This window comes from Streptomyces sp. NPDC088923 (genome assembly GCF_044749745.1).
Taxonomy (GTDB): Bacteria; Actinomycetota; Actinomycetes; order Streptomycetales; family Streptomycetaceae; genus Streptomyces.
In genome coordinates this window covers 264419-284383 of sequence record NZ_JBIVIO010000003.1, presented here as the reverse complement: position 1 = coordinate 284383, position 19965 = coordinate 264419, and the positions used below count along the sequence as shown (strand labels likewise).

Sequence of the window (19965 nt, the reverse complement as noted above, 5' to 3'; positions counted from 1 at the left end):
AGGAGTTTCACACCATGCGCCCTTCGCACCGCACGCCGGAGCCGGCGGAGCCGGCCGAGCAGAGCTTCGCGGACACCTTCCGCCACCGTCCCGCCAAGGCCCCGCACGGGCTCGTGCCCGGCCGCCGGGTGTGGGTGACGCTGGGCTGGGCCGCCGCCGTCTCCGCGACCGTCACGCTCTCCGCGGTGGCCGCGCGCGGCACCCTGCTGGACAACGACGGGAAGGAGGGCCCGGCGCTCGCGGCGAGCGACACCTCGGCGCGCGTCGCGGCCGACCCGACGGCCTCGCCCTCCGGCTCGCCCGCCTCGTCCTCCCCGTCCCCCTCGTCCTCCTCGTCGAAGGAAGCAGGGAAGCCGCACGAGAGCCGGGCGGGCGGCTCGGGGGGAGGCGGCGCGGCGGGAGAGGCCCCGGCAGGCGCGCCCGCGGCCCCGGCGGCGGGGACGCGGGAAGGGAGCGGTACGGGCGGCTCGGGAGGCGGCGGGAGCGACGGCGGCGCGCCGAAGAGCGACACGAGGAGCGAGAAGGCGTCCGGCTCCTCCGGCTCGTCCGGCTCGTCCGGCTCGTCCGGCTCTTCGAAGTCCGGTTCCTCTAGTTCCTCCGGCTCCTCCGGTGGCAGCGCGCCGAAGAAGGCGCAGGCGCCCGCGCAGAACTTCTTCCGGCCGCTCGGAGCGATCGTCGGGCGGTACGGCGATTTTCAGGGCCACTGCGTGCAACTCGCGGGCAGCGCACTGAAGTTGTTCCCCTGCGACGGGGGCGCGGACCAGCAGTGGCAGTTCGCCAAGAACGGCACCCTGCGCAAGAACGGCCGCTGCCTGTCACTCGCGGGCCGCTCGACCAACGACGGCACGCACGTGGTCATGGCCGGGTGCGACACGACGAACGTCATGCAGTGGCGCTACTCGCCGGGCAACGACATCGTCAACGTCGCCGCCGACAAGTGCCTGGACGTGGCGAACGCGAGCACGAAGGCCGGTACACCGCTCCAGATCGCCATTTGCTCGGGCAACTGGGCCCAGAAGTGGAACGTGCCCTGACCGAGCGGGACTTCACGTCCTCCGCGCCCCGGGGTCCGGGGGGCCCGAACACGGCCCCCGGAAGCGGCTCCCCGGCGTCCCGGCAGCGGTTTCCCGGACGCGCCCCGCGTGCGAGCGGTCTTGACAGGGGCATTGGTCTGGACCATCTTGGGGCAGCACTTCCCGCACCACGACGGTCCGTTCCACCCCCTTCGCGTCCTCCGCCCCGGCACACCCGTGCCGGGGCACGCCCCGCTCCGGAGGCAGTCGTGCACCGTAGAAGATCCCTGTCCCGCGGCAGATCCCTCGCCGCCTCGCTCGCCGCCGCCCTCGCGCTCGGCGGCCTGCTCGCCCTCTCCCCCACGGCCTCGGCGGCCGACGCCGAGCTCGTCATCAACGGCGGCTTCGAGTCCGGTACGAGCGGCTGGAACTGTTCGGCCGGCAGCGCCTCCGCCGTCACCACACCGGCGCACGGCGGGAGTTCGGCGCTCAAGGCCGTGCCCGCCGGAAGCGACAACGCGCGGTGCGCGCAGACCGTCCGGGTCAAGCCCGACTCCGCGTACACCCTGAGCGGCTGGGTGCGGGGCGGTTACGTGTACCTCGGTGCCGCGGGGACCGGCACGACGGACGTGTCCACGTGGACGGCCTCGGCGGGCGACTGGCAGAAGCTGAGCACGTCCTTCCGCACCGGCCCCTCGACCACCTCGGTCGAGATCTACACGCACGGCTGGTACGGAACCCCCGCCTACTACGCCGACGATCTCTCCCTCGTCGGGCCGGGCGGCGACCCGGTCGCCGTGCCCGCGACCCCCGGCGGCCTGAGCGCGGCCACACCCACCGCGACCTCGGCGACTCTCACGTGGAACGCGGTGCCGGGGGCGAGCGAGTACCGCGTGTACCGGGGCGGGAGCAGGGCCGCGACGGTCACGGGGACTTCGGCGACGATCTCGGGCCTCTCGCCCGCGACCGCGTACAGCTTCCAGGTGAGCGCGGCGAACGCCTCCGGCGAATCGGCCAAGTCGGCGGCCCTGAAGGTCACGACAGCGGCGGGCGGCGACAACGGTGGAGGCACGAGCGGGCAGTTGCCCGCGCACGCCCTCGTCGGCTACCTCCACGCGAGCTTCGCCAACGGCTCCGGGTACACGCGGATGGCCGATGTGCCCGATTCCTGGGACGTCATCGACCTCGCCTTCGGCGAGCCCACCTCGGTCACCTCGGGCGACATCCGCTTCAGCCTGTGCCCCGCGAGCGAGTGCCCGGGGGTCGAGACGCCCGCCGAGTTCAAGGCGGCGATCAAGGCGAAGCAGGCCGCGGGCAAGAAGGTGCTCATCTCGATCGGCGGGCAGAACGGGCAGGTGCAGCTCACGACGGCCGCCGCGCGCGACACCTTCGTCTCCTCGGTCTCGAAGATCATCGACGAGTACGGGCTCGACGGCCTCGACATCGACTTCGAGGGCCACTCGCTCTCGCTGAACACGGGCGACACCGACTTCCGCAATCCGACCACGCCCGCGATCGTCAACCTCATCTCGGCGGTCAGGACCCTGAAGGCGAAGTACGGTTCCGGCTTCGTCCTGACGATGGCGCCCGAGACCTTCTTCGTCCAGCTCGGGTACCAGTACTACGGCTCGGGCCCCTGGGGCGGCCAGGACCCGCGCGCCGGGGCGTACCTGCCGGTGATCCACGCCCTGCGCGACGACCTGACCCTCCTGCACGTGCAGGACTACAACTCCGGCTCGATCATGGGGCTCGACAACCAGTACCACTCGATGGGCGGCGCGGACTTCCACATCGCGATGACGGACATGCTCCTCACGGGCTTCCCCGTCGCGGGCGACGCGAGCCGGGTGTTCCCCGCCCTGCGCCCCGACCAGGTCGCGATCGGCATGCCCGCGTCCACCCAGGCGGGCAACGGGTGGACGGCCCCGGGCGAAGTCACCAAAACGCTCAACTGCCTGACGAAGAAGACCGATTGCGGCGGCTACCAGACGCACGGCACCTGGCCGGCCCTGCGCGGGCTCATGACCTGGTCGATCAACTGGGACCGCTTCAACGGCGGCGAGTTCTCGAAGACCTTCGACGCCTACTTCGGCTGAACGGACCTTCAGCCGGATAACTGCCCCGTCTCCGGCCTCGGTGTCCGGCCTCGGCCCCGTCTCCGGCTCCGGGCCGGGCCGGGCCGGCCCGGCCGCGCGGTCTACCGCGGCTGACCGGCCGCCTCCTGGCGCTTGACCGTGTCCGGCGGCCGGAAACAGGCGGTGACGTCCTTGCCACGGCGGCAGGGGTGGATGTCCCAGGTGTCGGCGAGGAGGCCGACGAGGAACATGCCCCTGCCGCCGGTCGCCTCCGGTCCCACCTCGCGCGCCTTCGGGAGACCGGGCGCGGAGTCGTGGACGGTCACGTGCAGGCACTCGTTGTCCCACGTGAGCAGGAGGTGCGCCGTGCTGTGCGCGTGCACGTGCGCGTTGGTGACGAGTTCGGAGACCGTCAGCAGGACGTCGTCGGTGGTCGAGGGGGCGGTACGCGTCCAACCGAGCGTGTCGAGGTGGCCGCGCGTCCACTCGCGCGCCGCGCGCACCTCCGTGTTCAGCGGCAGCGAGCGGGCCCAGCCCACCGCCTTGAGCGAGTTCTCGTCCATGACCGTGCTCCTTCACCGTGGCCCGCGTCCTGCTGAGCGGGCGCCCCGTTCTGCCGACCGGGTGCCCCCTCAGGGCGGAGACAGACACGGACGAGGACATTTCGCACCCGCGGAAGAGACGCCGTAGGGGGAAGCCGTACGGGAGAAGCCCGCCCGGCACGGTCCACCACTCCCGCCGCCCGCCCCCTCCGCCCCGCCTCGGCCCGTCTTCGGAGCCTCCACGCCCGCAGAGCGGACCCCATGCCCGCAGAGCGGCCCCCCGCGTCGAGGCCGATTCCCGCTCCCGCTGTCTCGACAACGCGCCAACGTCCGCGACTTCCTGCCGCCCGTATTGACATGCCCGCCGCAAGCCCCGACGGTGGGAGCGCTCCCGCATCGTGACCGCCCTCCGAGGGCGGCGCTCGCGGGCGCTCGGCATCCGCATGTCCGTACCGGCCTCCCACACCGAGGAGCACCCGTTGAACGTACGAGGACCCGTCCGACCCCCCACCCCCAGACGCCGCCCGCGTGCCCTCGGGGCACTCGCCGCCCTCGCGCTCGCCGCGGGGACCGCGCTCGTCGCCGTCCAGCCCGCGGCGGCGGCCCCCGCCGCCCGCGTCGACAACCCCTACGCCGGTGCCACCACCTACGTGAACCCGGACTGGTCGGCGCTCGCGGCCGCCGAGCCCGGTGGGGACGCGGTGGCCGACGAGCCGACCTTCGTGTGGCTCGACCAGATCGCCGCGATCGAGGGCGACGCCGAGAAGCGCGGCCTGCGCGAGCACCTCGACACCGCCCTCGACCAGGGCGCGAACCTCGTCCAGCTCGTGATCTACGACCTCCCGGGCCGCGACTGCGCGGCGCTCGCGTCGAACGGCGAGCTCGGCCCCACCGAGATCGGCCGCTACGAGAGCGACTACATCGACCCGATCGCCGACATCCTCGACGACCCGGCCTACGCGAACCTGCGGATCGTCACCCTCATCGAGCCGGACTCGCTCCCGAACATCGTCACCAACGCGGGTGGCACGGCAGGCTCGACGGACGCCTGCGCCACGATGAAGGCGAACGGCAACTACGAGAAGGGCGTCGGGTACGCGCTGCACACCCTCGGCGCGATCCCCAACGTCTACAACTACGTGGACGCCGCGCACCACGGCTGGCTCGGCTGGGACAGCAACCTCGTTCCGGCCGCGCAGGAGTTCAAGAAGGCCGCCACGACGAGCGGCGCGACCGTGAACGACGTCGCCGGGTTCATCGTCAACACCGCCAACTACTCGGCCACGACGGAGCCGTACCTCAAGGTCACCGACACCGTGAACGGGCAGACCGTGCGGCAGTCGAAGTGGCTCGACTGGAACCAGTACGCCGACGAGCAGACCTTCGCGCAGGGCCTGCGCACCGCGCTCGTCGCGCAGGGCTTCGACTCCGGCATCGGCATGCTGATCGACACCTCGCGCAACGGCTGGGGCGGCTCCGCGCGACCCACGGCCCCCTCGACCGCCACGACGATCGACGGCTTCGTGGACGGCTCGCGCACCGACCGCCGCATCCACGCGGGCAACTGGTGCAACCAGTCCGGGGCCGGGCTCGGTGAACGCCCCGCCGCCTCACCCGCCGCCGGGATAGACGCGTACGTGTGGGCGAAGCCACCGGGCGAGTCGGACGGGTCGAGCAAGGCGATCGACAACGACGAGGGCAAGGGCTTCGACCGGATGTGCGACCCCACGTACACCGGCAACGGCCGCAACGGGAACAGCATGTCGGGCGCGCTCGCCGACTCCCCCGTGGCCGGGCACTGGTTCTCCGCCCAGTTCCGCCAGCTCCTCGCCAACGCCTACCCGCCGGTGGGGAGTTCGGGCGGCGGCGGTGACGAGGACACGCAGGCGCCGAGCGTCCCCACCGGGCTGAAGGTCACCGGCACGACGTCCGCCTCGGTCTCGCTGAGCTGGTCCGCGTCCACCGACAACAAGGCCGTCACCGGCTACGACGTCTACCGCGACGGCACGAAGGTGACGACGACCAGCGCCGCCTCGTACACCGACTCGGGGCTCAAGGCGTCCACCGCGTACGCCTACACGGTGCGCGCCAAGGACGCGGCGGGCAACGTCTCCGCCGCATCGGCCGCCGTCACGGGCACGACGGCGGCGAGCGGCGGCGGAGGCGGTACGGGCGCCTGCGCGGCCACCTGGAAGGCGAACACCTGGAGCGGCGGCTTCCAGGCGGACGTCACACTGAAGAACACCGGCGACAAGCCGCTCACCGCCTGGAAGGCGACCTTCACCGTCCCGTCCGGGGCGACCGTGACGAACGCCTGGAGCGCGACGGTCTCCGTCTCGGGCACGACGGCGACCGCCACGCACGTGGACTACAACACCGACATCCCGGCCGGGGGCAGCGTCTCCTTCGGCTACCAGGGCACGGGCACGTACGCGGCCCCGACCGCGGTGACGGTGAACGGGCAGAACTGCACACTGAGTTGACGTACCTGTAGTCCGCCGGGCGGTGGGGCCACGTGTCCCGCCGCCCGGTGGCGTATTCGCGCACGGCCCCTGAGAGATCGCACACTGGCCCCATGCGAAACGAAGAACTCCGGGCGATGGCCGCGCGGCTCACCGAGGTGGACGGGATCTTGGCCGTCGCGCTCGGCGGGAGCCGGGCCCGGGGCCTCCACCGGCCCGACTCGGACTACGACCTCGGCCTCTACTACCGGGGCCGGCTCGACACCACCGCGCTGCGCGCGCTCGCCGGGGAGGGCGTCGAGGTGAGCGAGCCGGGCGGCTGGGGCCCCTGGGTGAACGGCGGGGCCTGGCTGACGGTGGGCGAGGACAGGGTCGACTGGATCTACCGCGACCTGGACCGCGTGGAAGCCGTGTGGGAGGGCTGTCGCGAGGGCCGCTTCGAGACCGGTTTCCAGCCGGGGCACCCCTTGGGCTTCCACTCCCCCGCGTACGTGGGCGAGGTCGCCGTCTGCGAGGTGCTCGCCGACCCCACGGGCGCACTGACGGCGCTGCGCACGGCGACCCGCGACTACCCGCCCGCGCTGCGCGCGGCGGTGGTGGAGAACGCCCGCTGGGAGGCCCCGTTCATCCTGGCCGCCGCCCGCAAGGGCGCGAAGAGCGCGGACACGGCCTACGTGGCGGGCTGCCTCTTCCGCGCCACGGGCCTCCTCGCCCACGCCCTCCACGCCCACGCGGGCACGTACCTCCTCAACGAGAAGGGCGCCCTGCACGCGGCGGCGACCCTCCCCACGACCCCACCCGGCTTCACCCCCCGCACCCAGTCCCTCTTCGCCCACCTCGGCACCAGCCCGCAGACCCTGAACGCGGCGCTGGACGAGGCGGAGGCGCTGGTGGCGGAGGTGCTGGGGGTGGTGGGGGTGTAGCTCCGTGACGGGTGCGACGGTCGGAGCTCACCTCTGCCTCCCGGCGTTTGTCGGCCAAGTTGTCCCGCTGCCGCGTTTTCGCGGGGCGCGCGGAACAGGAAACGGGAAACACCAGCTATCGCCTTGTCGCCCCGGCGCCGCGTGCCGCACGCTTTTCGAGGTCACGCGGGGCACCGGGCGGCCGGGTGGGGAGGTCCCGTGTCACACCCGTCCGTCCTCTTCGGCACGGAGCTGCGCAGACGGCGGCTCGCAGCAGGTCTGAGCCTTCGGGCGCTCGCTTCGGCGGTGCACTACAGCACGGCGCAACTCAGCAAGGTCGAGCGCGGCCTCAAGGCGCCGAGCCGGGATCTCGTCAGGCTGTGCGACGCGGCCTTGCGGGCGCAAGGAGAACTGCTCGCCCTTGTGCCGGGCGCGAGCGGTCCGTCGGAGGAGCCGGACCAACGGGAGGGGAATGAGGAGGAATGGGAGATGCGGCTCACGGACGAGGGGGGCGGCTTTCGGGCCGTTGGACGGAGGCAGGCGGTCGCGGCGGGCGCCGCTTCGCTCATGGTGTGGCGTGCGCCGACGGCGGGGGCGCTTCCCCCAGGAACGGCCCAGGAGTTGCTGACCGCCTCGCGCACGCTGTTCACGCAGTACAGACACCTCGGGCAGAGTATGCCGCCGGGTGTGCTGCTCCCGGCGCTCGTGGCGCAGACGCACACGCTGCGCGGAGTGGCCGCGCTCTCCCGCACCGGCGCGCGGGAGCGATTGCTCACGCTGGGCTCGCGGTACGCCGAGTACATCGGCTGGCTCTTCCAGGAGGACGGGGACGAGCGGGCCGCGCTGTGGTGGACCCGTGAGGCCGTCGATCTCGCAGCGGCGGGCGGCGACCGTGCGCTCGCCGGGTACGCGCTGGTCCGCCGCGCCCTGGTGACGCTCTACCGCGAGGACGCCGCCGAAACGGTCACGCTCGCGCGCCGCGCCCAGCACTCGGCGCTGCCGCCCCGGATTCGCGGGCTCGCGGCCCAGCGCGAGGCGCAGGGCCATGCGCTGGCCGGTGACAGCGACGCGTGTCTACGGGCCCTGGACCGGGCGCGGGAACTCCTCGCGCGCGGGGAGGACTCCGGACAGCCCGTGCTCGGCACCACGCATCTGCCCGACCCGGCGGGCATGGTGACGGGCTGGTGCCTCGTCGACCTCGGCAGGCACGGCGAGGGGGCCGACCAACTGGCCGGCCACTTGGCCCGCATCGCTCCCGGCGCGATGCGCACGCACGTGCGATACGGGGTGCGGCAGGCGCTCGCGCGCGCCTTCGAGGGCGAGATCGACGAGGCATGCGCACTGACGGCCCGGCTGCTCGACAACGTGTCCGTGCTCCACTCCGCGACGGTACGGGTCGACCTGCGCCGCCTCGCCCGCGCGCTCGCCCGGCATCGCAACCACCCCGGGGTGCGGGAACTCGCTCCGCGTCTCGGCCCTTTGACGGCACTCCGCCCGTCCTGAGCACCCGCCTATCCGGAAGACCTCCACGCCCATTCCGAGAGACAGAGGTTTGTCATGCCCGAAATCTTCATCAACTACCGCACAGGTGACGGCGAATCGGCCGCCGCCCATCTCCGGGACAAGCTCGTCGAGCGCTTCGGCAACAGGCACGTGTTCTACGCATCGCGCTCCATCGAGCTGGGCGACGACTACGAGGAGAAGCTGGAGAAGGCGTTGCGACAGTGCTCGGTGCTGATCGCTGTGATCGGCCCTCGCTGGACCACTTTCGGGAAGAAGCTGGCGAGCCGGGAGGACTGGGTACGCCGGGAGATCGAGAAGGCCCTGCACTGGGGCACCCCCGTCATCCCCGTCCTGCTCGGTCGCCATATGCCGCGTATCTCGGCCGCCGATCTGCCGGAGGAACTGGCGCCTCTCGCGGATCTCCAGTCCGCCGTGTTCGACACGCACGACGTGGAAGGCGGCGTCCGGCGGATCGGGGACGCGGTGGCGACCCTGGTGCCCGGCCTGGAGGTGGAGCCGGACAGCACCGCCCCCGAACCGGGCGCGGTCGCGAACAAGACAGGCGACGTGGGCGGGAACGCGGTGCAGGCCCGGGACGTCAGCGGCGGGCTCGACTTCGGGACGCGGATGGGCGAGGTGAACGGGCAGGTCCACACCGGCAGCGGCGACCTCCTCCACAACCCGCGTTTCCACCACGGGGACCGGCATTTCCACGGGGACGGGGCGACGTACGTCGAGGGCGATCAGCGCGGTGAGACGCGGCACTACTACGGCGAGCGGCGGCGCGACGCGGAGGAGGGGCGTTGAGCGGCGCGAGCACGCGGATCGGGCGAGTGCACGGTCCAGTGCACAACGGTCCCGGCGATATGTACAACATCCTGTACCAGGAGCGCGCGTCGTGGGACTTCCGGCAGACCGCGGACGACCAGCTCGTGCACCTCAAGCAGGTGTTCGTTGCTCCCGGACGGATGGGCGAGGCGCGCGGGTGCCTGGAGGAGAGCCGTACCGTGTTCCTGGACGGTTCCCCGGGCAGCGGCCGTCAGGCAGCCGCCCGGGTGCTGCTCGCCGAGTACGGTTCCTTCCGCGAGTTGCTCCCCGGCGAGCAGGACGAACCGAGCCTGCGGGACCCCGGCCTGCTGAGCCAGGGGGACTTGGTCCTGCTCGACCTCTCGGAGGCGGACCGACACCGCTGGGCCAGGATTCACGCCGAGCTGGGCACGCTGCGAAGGTCGGCGCACACGAAGGCCGCACGACTCGTCGTGGTCATGCCGCACGGGGAATCGCTGCCACCGGAATTGGGGCGGTTTCAGGTACGGCTCGAACGCCCGCCGGAGCGGCCCGTGCTGTACCGCCACGTACGCGTCGCGAAGGTCCCCCTGCCGCTGCCACCGCCCACGGTGCCGGCAGTTGACGAGTTTCTCGGGGCCGAGGGCTCCCGCTCGACGGCGCAGATCGCTCTCTTCGCCGATCTCGTCCGGCGCGCGTACGAGGCGGACACGGCGAGTTCGTACGGCCGGTGGGCCAAGAGCGCCCTGCGCTCCTTCAGGGGCCGGGGAGCGGAGGTCGCCGCGCAGGTGGCGAAGCTGGACGACGCCGGAGCGCGGGCGCTGCTGCTCACCCTCGGCTTCCTCCACGGCGCGCACGCGGACACGATCCACGAACAGGCGGCCCTTTTGCTCCACGCGCTCGGCGGCCCCGCCGACGAGGCTCCGCTGCTCCAGCGCAAGGACCTCGCCGAGCGTCTGGATCAGATCGAGGCACGCATCGGTACGGACGGCCACGTCCGCTTTCTCGTACCCGGCCAGGACGCGGAAGTCCGCGCGCACTTCTGGGACACGATGCCGGACGTCCGGGAGCCGCTGTCACGGTGGTGCGCGCGCACCATGAGGCTGGGTTCCGGCACCGCCGGGCACTTGGCCGACGAGTACCTGCGGACAGAGCGGCCGGACGCGTTGCTCCACCTCGTTCTGTCCTGGTGCGAGGGCGCCGGCGACACCCCCCTGCTCGCGGGGGCGGCCCACCTGCTCGTCCGGGGTCTCGGCCGCTCCGCTTTCGCCTCCGGCGTACGCCGGTGGCTGTACGCGCGCTGCACCCAGCCCCGTCCCTCCCCCGGCGAAGCCCTCGTCCTTGCCCAGGTCTGCGGGAATGTCCTCGCCGTCACGCACCCGCGCCAAGCGCTCATCCGTCTGCACCACCTCGCGCGCAACGAGGAGGTCAGCGGGCACGGTGTCTCGGCGTTGCGCGCACTCGTGCTCACCGATCCGCGCGTGCTGCCACCACTGCTGGACCGGCTCCAACGGGACCAACATCCCGCCGACGCCGGCGTCTTTCTCTCCACGTGTCCGGCCGAGGCCATGACGCCGGGCGTCGCGCGTCAGGCGCGGAGCTGCTGGACTGCCGTCTTCGGCCGTTTGTCCCCGCGCACCTGGCAGCCCTATGCCGAGCGCTGGCTCCACCGCGCGGCGGGCTCACAGCTCCGAGACACCCTCCTCGTGATCCTCGTCGGTGCCGCCGCCTCGCTCCCGCGCGGACGCGGGTCGGTCTTCGCCGCCCTCTACGCCTGCGCACGGAACGCCGAGCGGACAGACCCCGAGGACCCCGCCCGTGCTGCCGCCACCTCCGCGGCGCTGCTCACCCTCATCACGGATGCCCAGCGCGGGGTCGCCACCGAGGGGAGCGTCTACGCATGACCAGTGGAAGCAAGACCGCCACAGTCTTCCTGACCGTCATCGGCGGGCTCCTGCTCGCTCTGGCGGCGGTGTGCCGGACATGGCCGGTGTGGGTGTGGCCTGTGCTCGGCGTGCTCGTCCTCGCCGTGCCACCCGTGCTCTTCGCGATCGCCGCCCGGCGGCGTGGTGAGGTGCCGGCCGCGTTCGAGGAGCAGCAGACGGCGAGCCCCGTCGAGCGCACGGAGCGGCGGATCAACGAGGTGGCGCTCCCGAGCGCGTGGCCCGACTACGACTTCCTGCTCTCGGGAACGGTGCGCTGGTGGCCACTCGCCCCGCCGGGGAGCAACGAGGTGATCGGTAATCCGGGCGGCCTCGCGGTCGAGGCCGTCCTTGAGCGGGCGCGGGTCATCACGGAGCGCCGCGAGCCCGGCCGGGTCTCCTTCGTACGGCACGAGGTGAGCGGGGCACTGAGCACGATGCGCGCGGACCGCTCGGGTCACGTACGCGCGATGGCCGAGGACATCAGGCTGGTCCTGCGCCCGCGGGATCAGGAGCGGCTTGAACGGCTGGCCGAGCTGCGCAAGCGGAAGGCGGTGTGGGAGCACGAGCGCACGCACGAGCAGAGCCGTCGCGCGTACCTCGGTGACGACGTACTGAAGGACACGGGGAGCGCGGTGGTGTGGTGGCTGGCCAGGAACGACGGGCGGATCGACAAGACCGTGGAGGACCTCGGTCTCCTCGCCCAGCTCACCTCGGCGGCCAATGACACCGAGGTCCCGGAGCGGCTGAGGGCACTGCTCGCGCCGCCGCCCGGCGAGGACGGGACGGAAAACGGTGCTGTCGATGCCTCGGTGGAGGAGCAAGTGGCGGGCTTGTTCTCGCTCTTGGACCTTCCGGACGGCGACCCTCGCCGCGTGATGCTCGCCAAGCAGTTCGCCGAGCACCTGCGCGGCCTGGACTTCCCCGAGTCGGCGGACCGGCTGCTGCGCCGCTTCGACCCGCCTGCGGAGTACCGCGCGAGGGAGACACCCGATCCGGCGGGGGGTTGAAGCGACGCTCCCTCAGAACGAGTCCCCGTACCAGTGCGCCGCCCCCTTCGCTCCCACCGTCGCCCCGATCTCGGCCGGTGTCGTGGTGAGGGGGCGGGTCATGCCGGGGTGGTGGGGGGTGGGGTGGGCGGTGGTGAGGAGGGTGGGCAGAAACGGGGTGAGGGTGGCGGGGAGGTGGGTGCGGGCGTGGTGGTGGCCGGTGCGGCGGGCCTCGTGGGCGGTGGCGGTGAGGAGGCGGGTGAGGGTGGGGGTGTCGGCGGGGTCGGCGAGGGCCAGTTCTTCGACGGTCGCGGTGCCGGGGCTCGTGTGGTGGCGGAAGGTCAGGTAGCCGGTGGCGTCGGTGGTGAGGAGGGTCGTGGTGGTGGCCGGGGGGTACCAGGCGGGGACGCGGTGGTGCCAGTCGGCGGGGGTGCGGACGGTGGTGAGGGGGCGCGCCGTGTCGTAGGCGGTGCGCAGCCGGGCGAGGTCGGGGAGGTCGGCCGCCGTCGCCGCGCGGACGCCACCGGGCGCGCGGGGCGGTGCGGTGAGGGGGCCCTCCCGGGCGGAGGCCTCGTACGTGGTCCAGCCCGCGCCCTCGTAGACCCGGGGCGTGCCGGTGAAGAGGAGGGACCAGGCGCAGCCGTCCTCCGTCATCCGGGCCACGGCGAGGTCGAGCATCCGGCGCACGTGCCCCCTGCCGCGCGCCTCGGGGAGCGTCGCGACGCCGCCGAGGCACGCGACGCGCGCTGCCGCGCCCCCGGGCGCGGTGCGCACCGGCCGCGGCTGGTAGTGGAGCGCGGCGACGAGCCGCCCTGCCTCGGTCGTGACGAGGGTACGGGCGTGGCGTTCTTCGCCGAGCGCCCACAGCGCCGCGACCGGGGCGGAGCCGAAGACCTCCGCCCACAGGGCGCGGAGGGCGGGTTCGTCGGCCTCGGTCGCGGTGCGGTGGATCGTGGTCATGGGTGCTCCCGGGATCACAGGAGGAGGTTGGCGGTCCAGCGGACGCGGGGGCCTTCCTCGGGGACGGCCTCGCGCGTGACGTTGTCCTCGATGCAGTGGGCGTGGACGAGGGTGGAGTCGCCCCGGAAGGCCGCCGGTTCGAGGCGCAGGCGGCCTCCCCTCAGTTCGGCGCCGAGGGCCCTCCAGTGGTGGACGCCCCGGGTGAGGACGGCGTGGGCGGTCGTGGCGGGGGCGGTGGAGTGGAGCGCGCCGAGGTGCCAGTGCGTGGCGGCGTCGGCCGGGCGGTGGGGGCCCGACGCGAGGAAGGTGTGTGCGGCGTTGTCGCCGCCGAGGCGCGTGGAGCCGGTCAGGCTCAGGCGCTGGGTGCCGGTGGGGGCGTCGAGGACGAGGCCGGTGTCGCGCAGCTCGCTCTCGGTGAGGCGCAGTTCCGGGCAGGTGACGGTGAGGGGTGCGGCGTCGGGGCCGCTGCCGTTCAGGGTGCAGGCGGTGAACGTCACCGTTCCCGTCCCCGCGAGGGTGTTGCCGTCGAGTCCGTCGATGACGCAGCGCGTGAAGTGGACGGGGGTGTTGACGGCGGAGTGGACGAGGACGCTCTTCGCGGGCGGGGCGAAGTGGCAGTCGGTGAGGGTCGTGGGGCGCGCCGAGCGGCTGGAGCGGCGGGTGAGCGAGAAGGTGACGGCGGTGCAGCCGCGCAGTTGGGTGCCGTCCGCGTTGACGCTGAGGGTGCCGGCCTTGTCGAAGGTGGGGCGGGCGAGGACGGTGACGTTGTCGAGCGTGAGGTCGGTGATCCTCGTGTCGGCGACGAACCAGGAGCACACGTGGTCCCGCACGGTGATGCGCTTGGCGGATGTCCCCCAGGGCGCGCCGGAGTTGGCGATGTCCATGAGCCCGGAGTTGCCCTGGTAGAGCAGGTCGTGCTCGTACTGGCCGTGGGTCGTGAAGGGGTTGCCGCCGCTGTCGTCCCCGTCGCCGTGGCAGTTGACCACCTGGCAGTGCGCGGAGGCGGTGAGGTCGCTGAGGTGGCGGACGTTGCTGCTCGTACAGTCGCTGACGCGACCGTCGAGGCAGTAGATCTGCTGGGTGAGGTAGCCCGCACCGCCGTACTCGACGGTGGGCGGGTTCTTGAGGGAGCAGCGCTCGGTCGTGAAGCGGGTGTTCCAGCGGCGCATCACGACGGGCCAGAAGGTGCCGGTGGCGTGGATGTCGCGGGCGTGGCAGTCGACCGCGTACTCGAAGGAGACGGGGTGCGAGCCGGTGTACTCGTCGTCCTTCGCGCCGGTGTCCTCGCCCGCGCCGAGGAAGACGAGGTCGCGGACGGTGACGGAGTGGACGGGCCGGACGGGGACCCAGGTCAGTTCACGTCCGGCGGGCAGTTCCCAGCCGGAGAGGTAGCCGACGCGGACGTGGCCGCCGTCGGGGATCTCGGTGATCTCGACGAGTTTCTGGAGTTCGCGTTCGTACTGACCGCCGCCCGGCACGGGCGCGCACGTGAGGCTCCACCACTCGCCGACCGCGAAGGCGCCGCTGTCGGGGACGGGGTAGAGGTCGGTGAGTTCGGGGACGGGCGCGGTGAGGGCGTGGGTGAGGGAGCGCTCGGGCTCGGTCGTGCCGGTGAAGGCGAGGACCGCGCCGAAGGGGTTGTCGTGGGTGTTGCGCGCGATGCCGCCGGTGTGGACGGTGCGGCCGCCGAAGTCGAGAGTGAAGCGGGAGCGGGTGAAGGTGTGGCGGCGGCGGAAGAGGAGATCCGTGTGGGCCTCGACGCGGGTGACCGAGGGGTCGGCCGCCATCGCGTCGAGTGCGTCGTCGGCAGTGGTACGGGGACCGAGGACGCCGAAGGAGCGGAAGTCGACGGTGCCGTCGTGGACCTGGCGCCAGCGGCCCCGGCGGGGGCGCGCGGCGGGCCTGTGGACGAGGCCGCCGTCCGGTGCGTCGCTCGCTTCCGCGTCCCAGCGCAGGAGGGTGCCGCCGCCGTCGCCGGGGGTGCGGTAGCCGCTGAGCAGGGCGTGTTCGCCGTCGGTGAGCCCGTGCGGGGAGCGGCCGAGGAGGGCGGCGAGGGTGGGCCAGGCGCGGGCGGCGGAGGCGGCTTCGGGGGTGGCGGGGGCCGCTTCGGGGGTACGGGCCTGGGCGGGCGCGGGCGCGGCGAGGAGGGCCCCGGCGGCGAGCCCGGTCCCGGCGCCCGCGCGCAGGAGGTGGCGGCGGCTCGGCGAGGCGTGGCCGGGGCTGTCCGGGGCGGGGGCGCGCGGCGCGGGTCTCTCCGGTTCCTCGTGGTCGTGCGAGGCGGTGGTTCCGGTGCTCATGGGGTCTCCGGGGATGCGCTCTCGGTGGGCAGGCTGCTGCGGTAGGGCGGCATGAAGCGGGTGCGGGGCATCTGGTCGGCGAGGACGCCGCCGTCGACGAGGAGGTGGGTGCCGGTGACGTACGCGCCCGCGTCGGAGGCGAGGAGGAGCAGGGGGCCCGCGCACTCCTCGGGGCTCGCGTAGCGGCCGAGCGGGATGCGCTCGCGGTAGGCGGCCTCGAACTCCGCGTGGGCGAGCGGGAACTCGTCGTCGATCGGGGTGTCGACCATGCCGGGGGCGAGGGTGTTGACGGTGATGCCGTGCGGGGCGAGTTCGATCGCCAGGGTCTTGCTGAGGAGGTCCACGGCGGCCTTGGAGGCGTTGTAGTGGGCGAGGCCCGCCTCGGCGACGTGGGCGTTCTTCGACGTGATGTTGATGACGCGGCCGGGGACGCCATCGGCGATCATGTGCTCGGCGAAGCGCTGGGAGAGGAAGAAGACAGCGTCCGTGTTGACGCGCATGACGTGCTGCCAGCTCGCGGGGGTGATGGTGTTGAAGCGTTCGAGCGCGGCGACCCCGGCGTTGTTGACGAGGATGTGCACGGGCCCGGCCGCCTCGCGCACCCGGTCGGCGAAGGCGGGCAGTTCCTCGGTGCGTGCGAGGTCCTGGGGGTGGAGCGCGGCGGCGCGGCCGGTGGCCCGTACCGCCCGCGCCGTCTCGTCGAGGCCCTCGGCGCCCGGCAGGTCCACGAGGAGGAGGTCGGCGCCGGCTTCGGCGAGGGCGAGGGCGAAGGCACGGCCGAGGGCCCCCGCGGCGCCGGTGACGAGGGCGGTGCGGCCGGTGAGGTCGAATCGGTCCATGGGGGCTCCAGGGGTACGAGGCCGGCGCGCCCCCACGCGAGAGGGCGCGCCGGGGTGTCAGGCCAGGCCGAGGAGGTCGAGCGCCGGGCGGTGGATGAGGGCCTCGACCGCGTCCTGGTCGAGCGGGTCGAGTCCCGGGATGCCGGGGACTCGGGCGATGCGGCGCACGCCCTCGATGGAGTCGTTCACCGTCGTGAAGGGGTAGTCGCTGCCGAAGAGGAGCTTGTCCCACACCCCGTAGTCCTGGACGAGCCGCAGGCTGTGCCAGAGCTGGAAGGGGCGGTAGTGCAGGGCGCTGATGTCCGCGTACACGTGCGGGTGCTTGCGGATGACGGCGACGCACTCGCCCTCGAAGGGGTGGCTGAGGTGCGCGAGGACCATGCGCAGCTCGGGGTGGCGCATCGCGACCCAGTCGAGGTGGCGGGGCATCGCGTACTCAAGGGGTGCCTGCGAGACGAAGGTGGTGCCGGTGTGGACGAGGAGCGGGAGGCCGTGCTCCTCGGCGTAGCCGAAGAGGTCGTCGTACGCGGGGTCGGCCGGGTCGAAGCCCGCGTACATCGGCATGATCTTGATACCGCGCAGGCCCAGTTCCTGGTGCCCGTACCGCAGTTCCTCGCGCCAGCCGGGCTGCGTCGGGTCGATCGCGAGGTAGCCGATGAGCTGCTCGGGGTGCTGCGCGACGTAGGCTGCGACGGCGGCGTCGTCCACCCACAGCCCGCTCCTGCGGGCCTTGCCGCCGACGACGACGGTGCGGGTGCCGGGCGGGGCGCTCGCCGCGTAGTCCTCGTACCGCACCGTCAGGTCGACCTCGCCCGCGTGGGCGCGCGCGGACTCGGCGCGGAAGGTGGCGTCGAAGTCGTGGCTGTGGCGGAAGAGGTGGGAGTGGACGTCGACGACGGGGCCGGAGACGGCGGGGGTGGTGGGGATGGTGCCGGTCGGGGTGGTGCTCACGTGCGGTTCCTCTTCTCCCAGCCCTCCGCGAACATGTTCCAGAAGCGGTGGCTGGGCGGGTGCTCCTCGAAGACCTCGTCGACCAGTTCGATGCCGAGTCCGGGCGCGGTGGGCAGCTCGATGTGGCCGTCCTTGACGGGCAGCGCTCCCTTGACGGCGTCGAAGACGTACGGCTCCAGGAGGCCGTCGAAGGTCTCCAGGATCTGGAAGTTGGTGATGCCGAGCACGGCGTGCACCGAGGCGGTCGTGCACAGCGGGGAGTTGGAGTTGTGCGGGGCGACGGTCATGCCGTGCGTATCGGCCTCGGCGGCGATCTTGCGCAGCTCGGTGAAGCCGCCCGCCATGGACAGATCGGGCTGGACGATGTCGACGGCGCGGGTCGCGAAGAGCTGCTTGTACTCGTGGCGGTTGTGGAAGTGCTCACCGCCCGAGATCGGGAAGGGCGCGCGTTCGCGCAGCTCCGCGTACCGCTCGATGAGGGTCCAGGGCAGGGGTTCCTCGAACCAGCCGGGCTCGTAGGGGGCGAGCGCGTCGACGAGTTGCCGCGCGGTCCCGGTGCCGAAGCGGGCGTGCCCCTCGATGAAGAGGTCCACGTCGGGGCCCACGGCCTCGCGCACCGCCGCGACGAGGTCGACGCTACGGCGCAGTTCGGCCTTCTCCAGATGGTGGAGCCCGGCGCCGAAGGGGTCGAACTTGAGCGCCGTGTAGCCGCGTGCGACGGTCTCCTCGGCCTTCGCGGCGAAGATCTCGGGCTCGCGCTCGCCGGTGTACCAGCCGTTGGCGTAGACGCGGACGCGGTCGCGGGTCGCGCCCCCTGTGAGGCGGTAGACGGGGACGCCGAGCGCCTTGCCCATGAGGTCGTGCAGGGCCTGGTCCACGCCCGAGACGACGATCCCGCCGACGTCGCCGCCGCGCAGGAAGTCGCCCTGGTACATGCGCAGCCAGATCTCCTCGGTGTCGAAGGGGTCGGCGCCGATGAGGTGGCGGTGGCCCATCGCCTCGGTGAGGGCGCAGGTCTCGCGGGGGCGGTAGGGGTGGGTGATCTCGCCGACGCCGGTCAGGCCCTCGTCGGTGTGGAGGCGGACGTAGGCGAAGTCGCGCCAGGCGGTGCCGAGCATCAGGGTCTCGACGCGGGTGATGCGCCCGGCGGGCCCGGCGGGCCGGGTGGTGTTGACGGTGAGCATCAGCGCGCTCCGCCCATGGTCGAGGTGTGGGCGAGGTCGGTGGGGGTGCCTTCGGCGAGCACGGTGCGCACGGCCTTCCCTGTCGCTTCGAGCAGCCGGTCGATGTCGTCGTCGGTGTGCGCGTACGAGACGTGGCTGCGTTTGAGGTTGAGCGGCAGCTCGAAGATCCCGTGGTCGGTGAGCGCGCGGCGCACCCCGATGAAGCGGGCGGCGTCGTTGGCGAGGAGGTCGTCGTACGTGAGCGGGGCGGGGCCGTCCATGAAGTACGTGACGAAGACGGAGCCGAAGCCGGTGACGACGGCCGGGACGTCCAGCTCGCGGTAGAGCGCGGTGAGCCCGTCGCGGGCGCGGGCGCCGAGGCGGTAGAGGTGTTCGTGGACGGGTTCCTCGCGCAGTTTGCGCAGGGTGGCGCGGGCGGCGGCGACGACCTGGGGGTGGCCGTTGTACGTGCCGGCGAAGAAGGCGGGGCCCCCGGGGCGGGTGCTGAAGAGGTCCATGAGGTCGGCCCGGCCGCCGAGCGCGCCGATGGGGGCGCCGTTGGCGATGGCCTTGCCGAGGGTCGTGAGGTCGGGGGTGATGCCGCAGATCTCCTGGTAGCCGCCGAGGCCGTGCCGGAAGCCCGTGATGACCTCGTCGAAGACGAGGACGGTGCCGGCCTTCGTGCACTCCTCGCGCAGGGTGCGCAGGAAGGTGTCGGTGGGCAGGAGGGCGCCGACGTTGTGCGGGACGGGTTCGAGGATGACGGCCGCGATGTCCGTGCCGTGCTCGGCGAAGACGCGGCGCACGGCCTCGGGGTCGTTGAAGGGCAGGACGAGGGTCGCGTCGAGTACGGGGGCGAGGATGCCGGTCGACGTGGGGTCCTTCGTGCCCACCCGCTCGGGTGCGGAGATGACGTTGAGGCTCACGGCGTCGTGCCAGCCGTGGTAGCAGCCCTGGAACTTGACGACGAGGTCGCGGCCGGTGGCCGCGCGGGCCACGCGCAGGGCGTGGAAAGTGGCCTCGCTGCCGGTGCTGGTGAGGAGGACCTTCTCCAGCGAGGGGACGAGCGCGGTGAGTTCCTCGGCGAGGGCGACCTCGGCCTCGGTGACGCCGACGCCCGCGAGGGCGAGGGTGGTGCCGGCCTCGGCGGTCGCCGCCGCGACGTCGGGGTCGTTGTGGCCGAGTACGGCGGGCCCGAAGGCCGCGTGGTAGTCGGTGAACTCCCGGCCGTGCTGGTCCCAGAAGCGCGAGCCCCGAGTCCGGGCGATGACCAGCTCGGTGAAGCCGGGGATGCTGCGCTGGCCGCTGTTGACACCCCCGGGGATGACCCGGCGGGCGCGTTCGGCGAGCGTCATGTGTGGTGCTCCTTGCGTCGAGTGCTGTCGGCCGGAGGCCCGCTCTGCTCAGCGGGATTCCGGTGCCATCCGCCGCATTCGTCGCGATTGCTGTGCCGTGGTGAGGCTCGGTGGTGGTGCTCGGGTCTCGTTTTTCAGAACAGTGTTCTGTTATTCGGAACAGCGCGCTCAGCGTAGAGCCGCCTGTTTGCGGCGTCAAGAGGCGT

At 72.7% G+C, this 19965-nt stretch carries 15 protein-coding genes; 8 read left to right on the top strand and 7 right to left on the bottom strand.

Annotated elements, in window-relative coordinates; translation table 11 throughout:
* Positions 1-14 precede the first annotated feature (14 nt).
* A complete protein-coding gene (locus ACIP4O_RS16785; RefSeq protein ID WP_401575197.1) occupies positions 15-1034 on the top strand; it encodes a ricin-type beta-trefoil lectin domain protein in 1020 nt (339 codons plus the stop codon).
* Positions 1035-1282: 248 nt separating this feature from the next.
* Entirely contained in the window at positions 1283-3109 is a 1827-nt protein-coding gene (locus tag ACIP4O_RS16780) for a chitinase (RefSeq protein ID WP_401575196.1), read from the top strand.
* Between the two features lie 101 nt (positions 3110-3210).
* On the opposite strand, the gene ACIP4O_RS16775 is transcribed toward ACIP4O_RS16780, so the two are convergent.
* Positions 3211-3651 carry an ATP-binding protein gene (locus tag ACIP4O_RS16775; RefSeq protein ID WP_401575195.1) on the bottom strand — a complete coding sequence of 147 codons (441 nt, stop codon included), beginning with the start codon at positions 3649-3651 and terminating at the stop codon, positions 3211-3213.
* A gap of 458 nt (positions 3652-4109) precedes the next feature.
* Between ACIP4O_RS16775 and ACIP4O_RS16770 the strand changes: the two genes are divergently transcribed.
* The 6 genes from ACIP4O_RS16770 (at position 4110) to ACIP4O_RS16745 (ending at position 12215) form a co-directional block, all read left to right on the top strand.
* Complete coding sequence (locus tag ACIP4O_RS16770) at positions 4110-6113, top strand: glycoside hydrolase family 6 protein (protein WP_401575497.1); 2004 nt, start codon at positions 4110-4112, stop codon at positions 6111-6113.
* Between the two features lie 92 nt (positions 6114-6205).
* Positions 6206-7015: a nucleotidyltransferase domain-containing protein gene (locus tag ACIP4O_RS16765; RefSeq protein ID WP_401575193.1), complete on the top strand. Its 810-nt coding sequence runs from the start codon at positions 6206-6208 to the stop codon at positions 7013-7015.
* A 198-nt stretch (positions 7016-7213) separates the two neighbouring features.
* A complete protein-coding gene (locus ACIP4O_RS16760) occupies positions 7214-8497 on the top strand; it encodes a helix-turn-helix domain-containing protein (RefSeq protein ID WP_401575192.1) in 1284 nt (427 codons plus the stop codon).
* Positions 8498-8551: 54 nt separating this feature from the next.
* Positions 8552-9304, top strand: a complete 753-nt coding sequence (locus ACIP4O_RS16755) for a toll/interleukin-1 receptor domain-containing protein (protein WP_401575191.1) — start codon at positions 8552-8554, stop codon at positions 9302-9304.
* A 59-nt stretch (positions 9305-9363) separates the two neighbouring features.
* On the top strand, positions 9364-11187 hold the full coding sequence (locus ACIP4O_RS16750) for a hypothetical protein (protein ID WP_401575190.1): 1824 nt from the start codon (positions 9364-9366) through the stop codon (positions 11185-11187).
* A complete protein-coding gene (locus ACIP4O_RS16745) occupies positions 11184-12215 on the top strand; it encodes a hypothetical protein (RefSeq protein WP_401575189.1) in 1032 nt (343 codons plus the stop codon). The genes ACIP4O_RS16750 and ACIP4O_RS16745 overlap by 4 nt, the downstream gene beginning before the upstream one ends.
* Before the next feature lie 12 nt (positions 12216-12227).
* On the opposite strand, the gene ACIP4O_RS16740 is transcribed toward ACIP4O_RS16745, so the two are convergent.
* Genes ACIP4O_RS16740 through ACIP4O_RS16715 form a run of 6 tightly spaced genes read right to left on the bottom strand, consistent with a single transcriptional unit; the run spans position 12228 to position 19759 of the window.
* Complete coding sequence (locus ACIP4O_RS16740) at positions 12228-13154, bottom strand: GNAT family N-acetyltransferase (RefSeq protein WP_401575188.1); 927 nt, start codon at positions 13152-13154, stop codon at positions 12228-12230.
* A 14-nt stretch (positions 13155-13168) separates the two neighbouring features.
* Positions 13169-15451, bottom strand: coding sequence for a peptidase C14 (locus ACIP4O_RS16735; RefSeq protein WP_401575187.1), 2283 nt, complete (start codon positions 15449-15451; stop codon positions 13169-13171).
* Positions 15448-16290, bottom strand: a complete 843-nt coding sequence (locus ACIP4O_RS16730) for an SDR family NAD(P)-dependent oxidoreductase (protein WP_401575186.1) — start codon at positions 16288-16290, stop codon at positions 15448-15450. Before ACIP4O_RS16730 ends, ACIP4O_RS16735 begins: the two co-directional genes overlap by 4 nt.
* 57 nt (positions 16291-16347) lie before the next feature.
* Positions 16348-17241 carry an amidohydrolase family protein gene (locus tag ACIP4O_RS16725; protein ID WP_401575185.1) on the bottom strand — a complete coding sequence of 298 codons (894 nt, stop codon included), beginning with the start codon at positions 17239-17241 and terminating at the stop codon, positions 16348-16350.
* Positions 17238-18425, bottom strand: a complete 1188-nt coding sequence (locus tag ACIP4O_RS16720) for a mandelate racemase/muconate lactonizing enzyme family protein (RefSeq protein WP_401575184.1) — start codon at positions 18423-18425, stop codon at positions 17238-17240. Before ACIP4O_RS16720 ends, ACIP4O_RS16725 begins: the two co-directional genes overlap by 4 nt.
* On the bottom strand, positions 18425-19759 hold the full coding sequence (locus tag ACIP4O_RS16715) for an aspartate aminotransferase family protein (RefSeq protein ID WP_401575183.1): 1335 nt from the start codon (positions 19757-19759) through the stop codon (positions 18425-18427). The genes ACIP4O_RS16720 and ACIP4O_RS16715 overlap by 1 nt, the downstream gene beginning before the upstream one ends.
* Positions 19760-19965 lie beyond the last annotated feature (206 nt).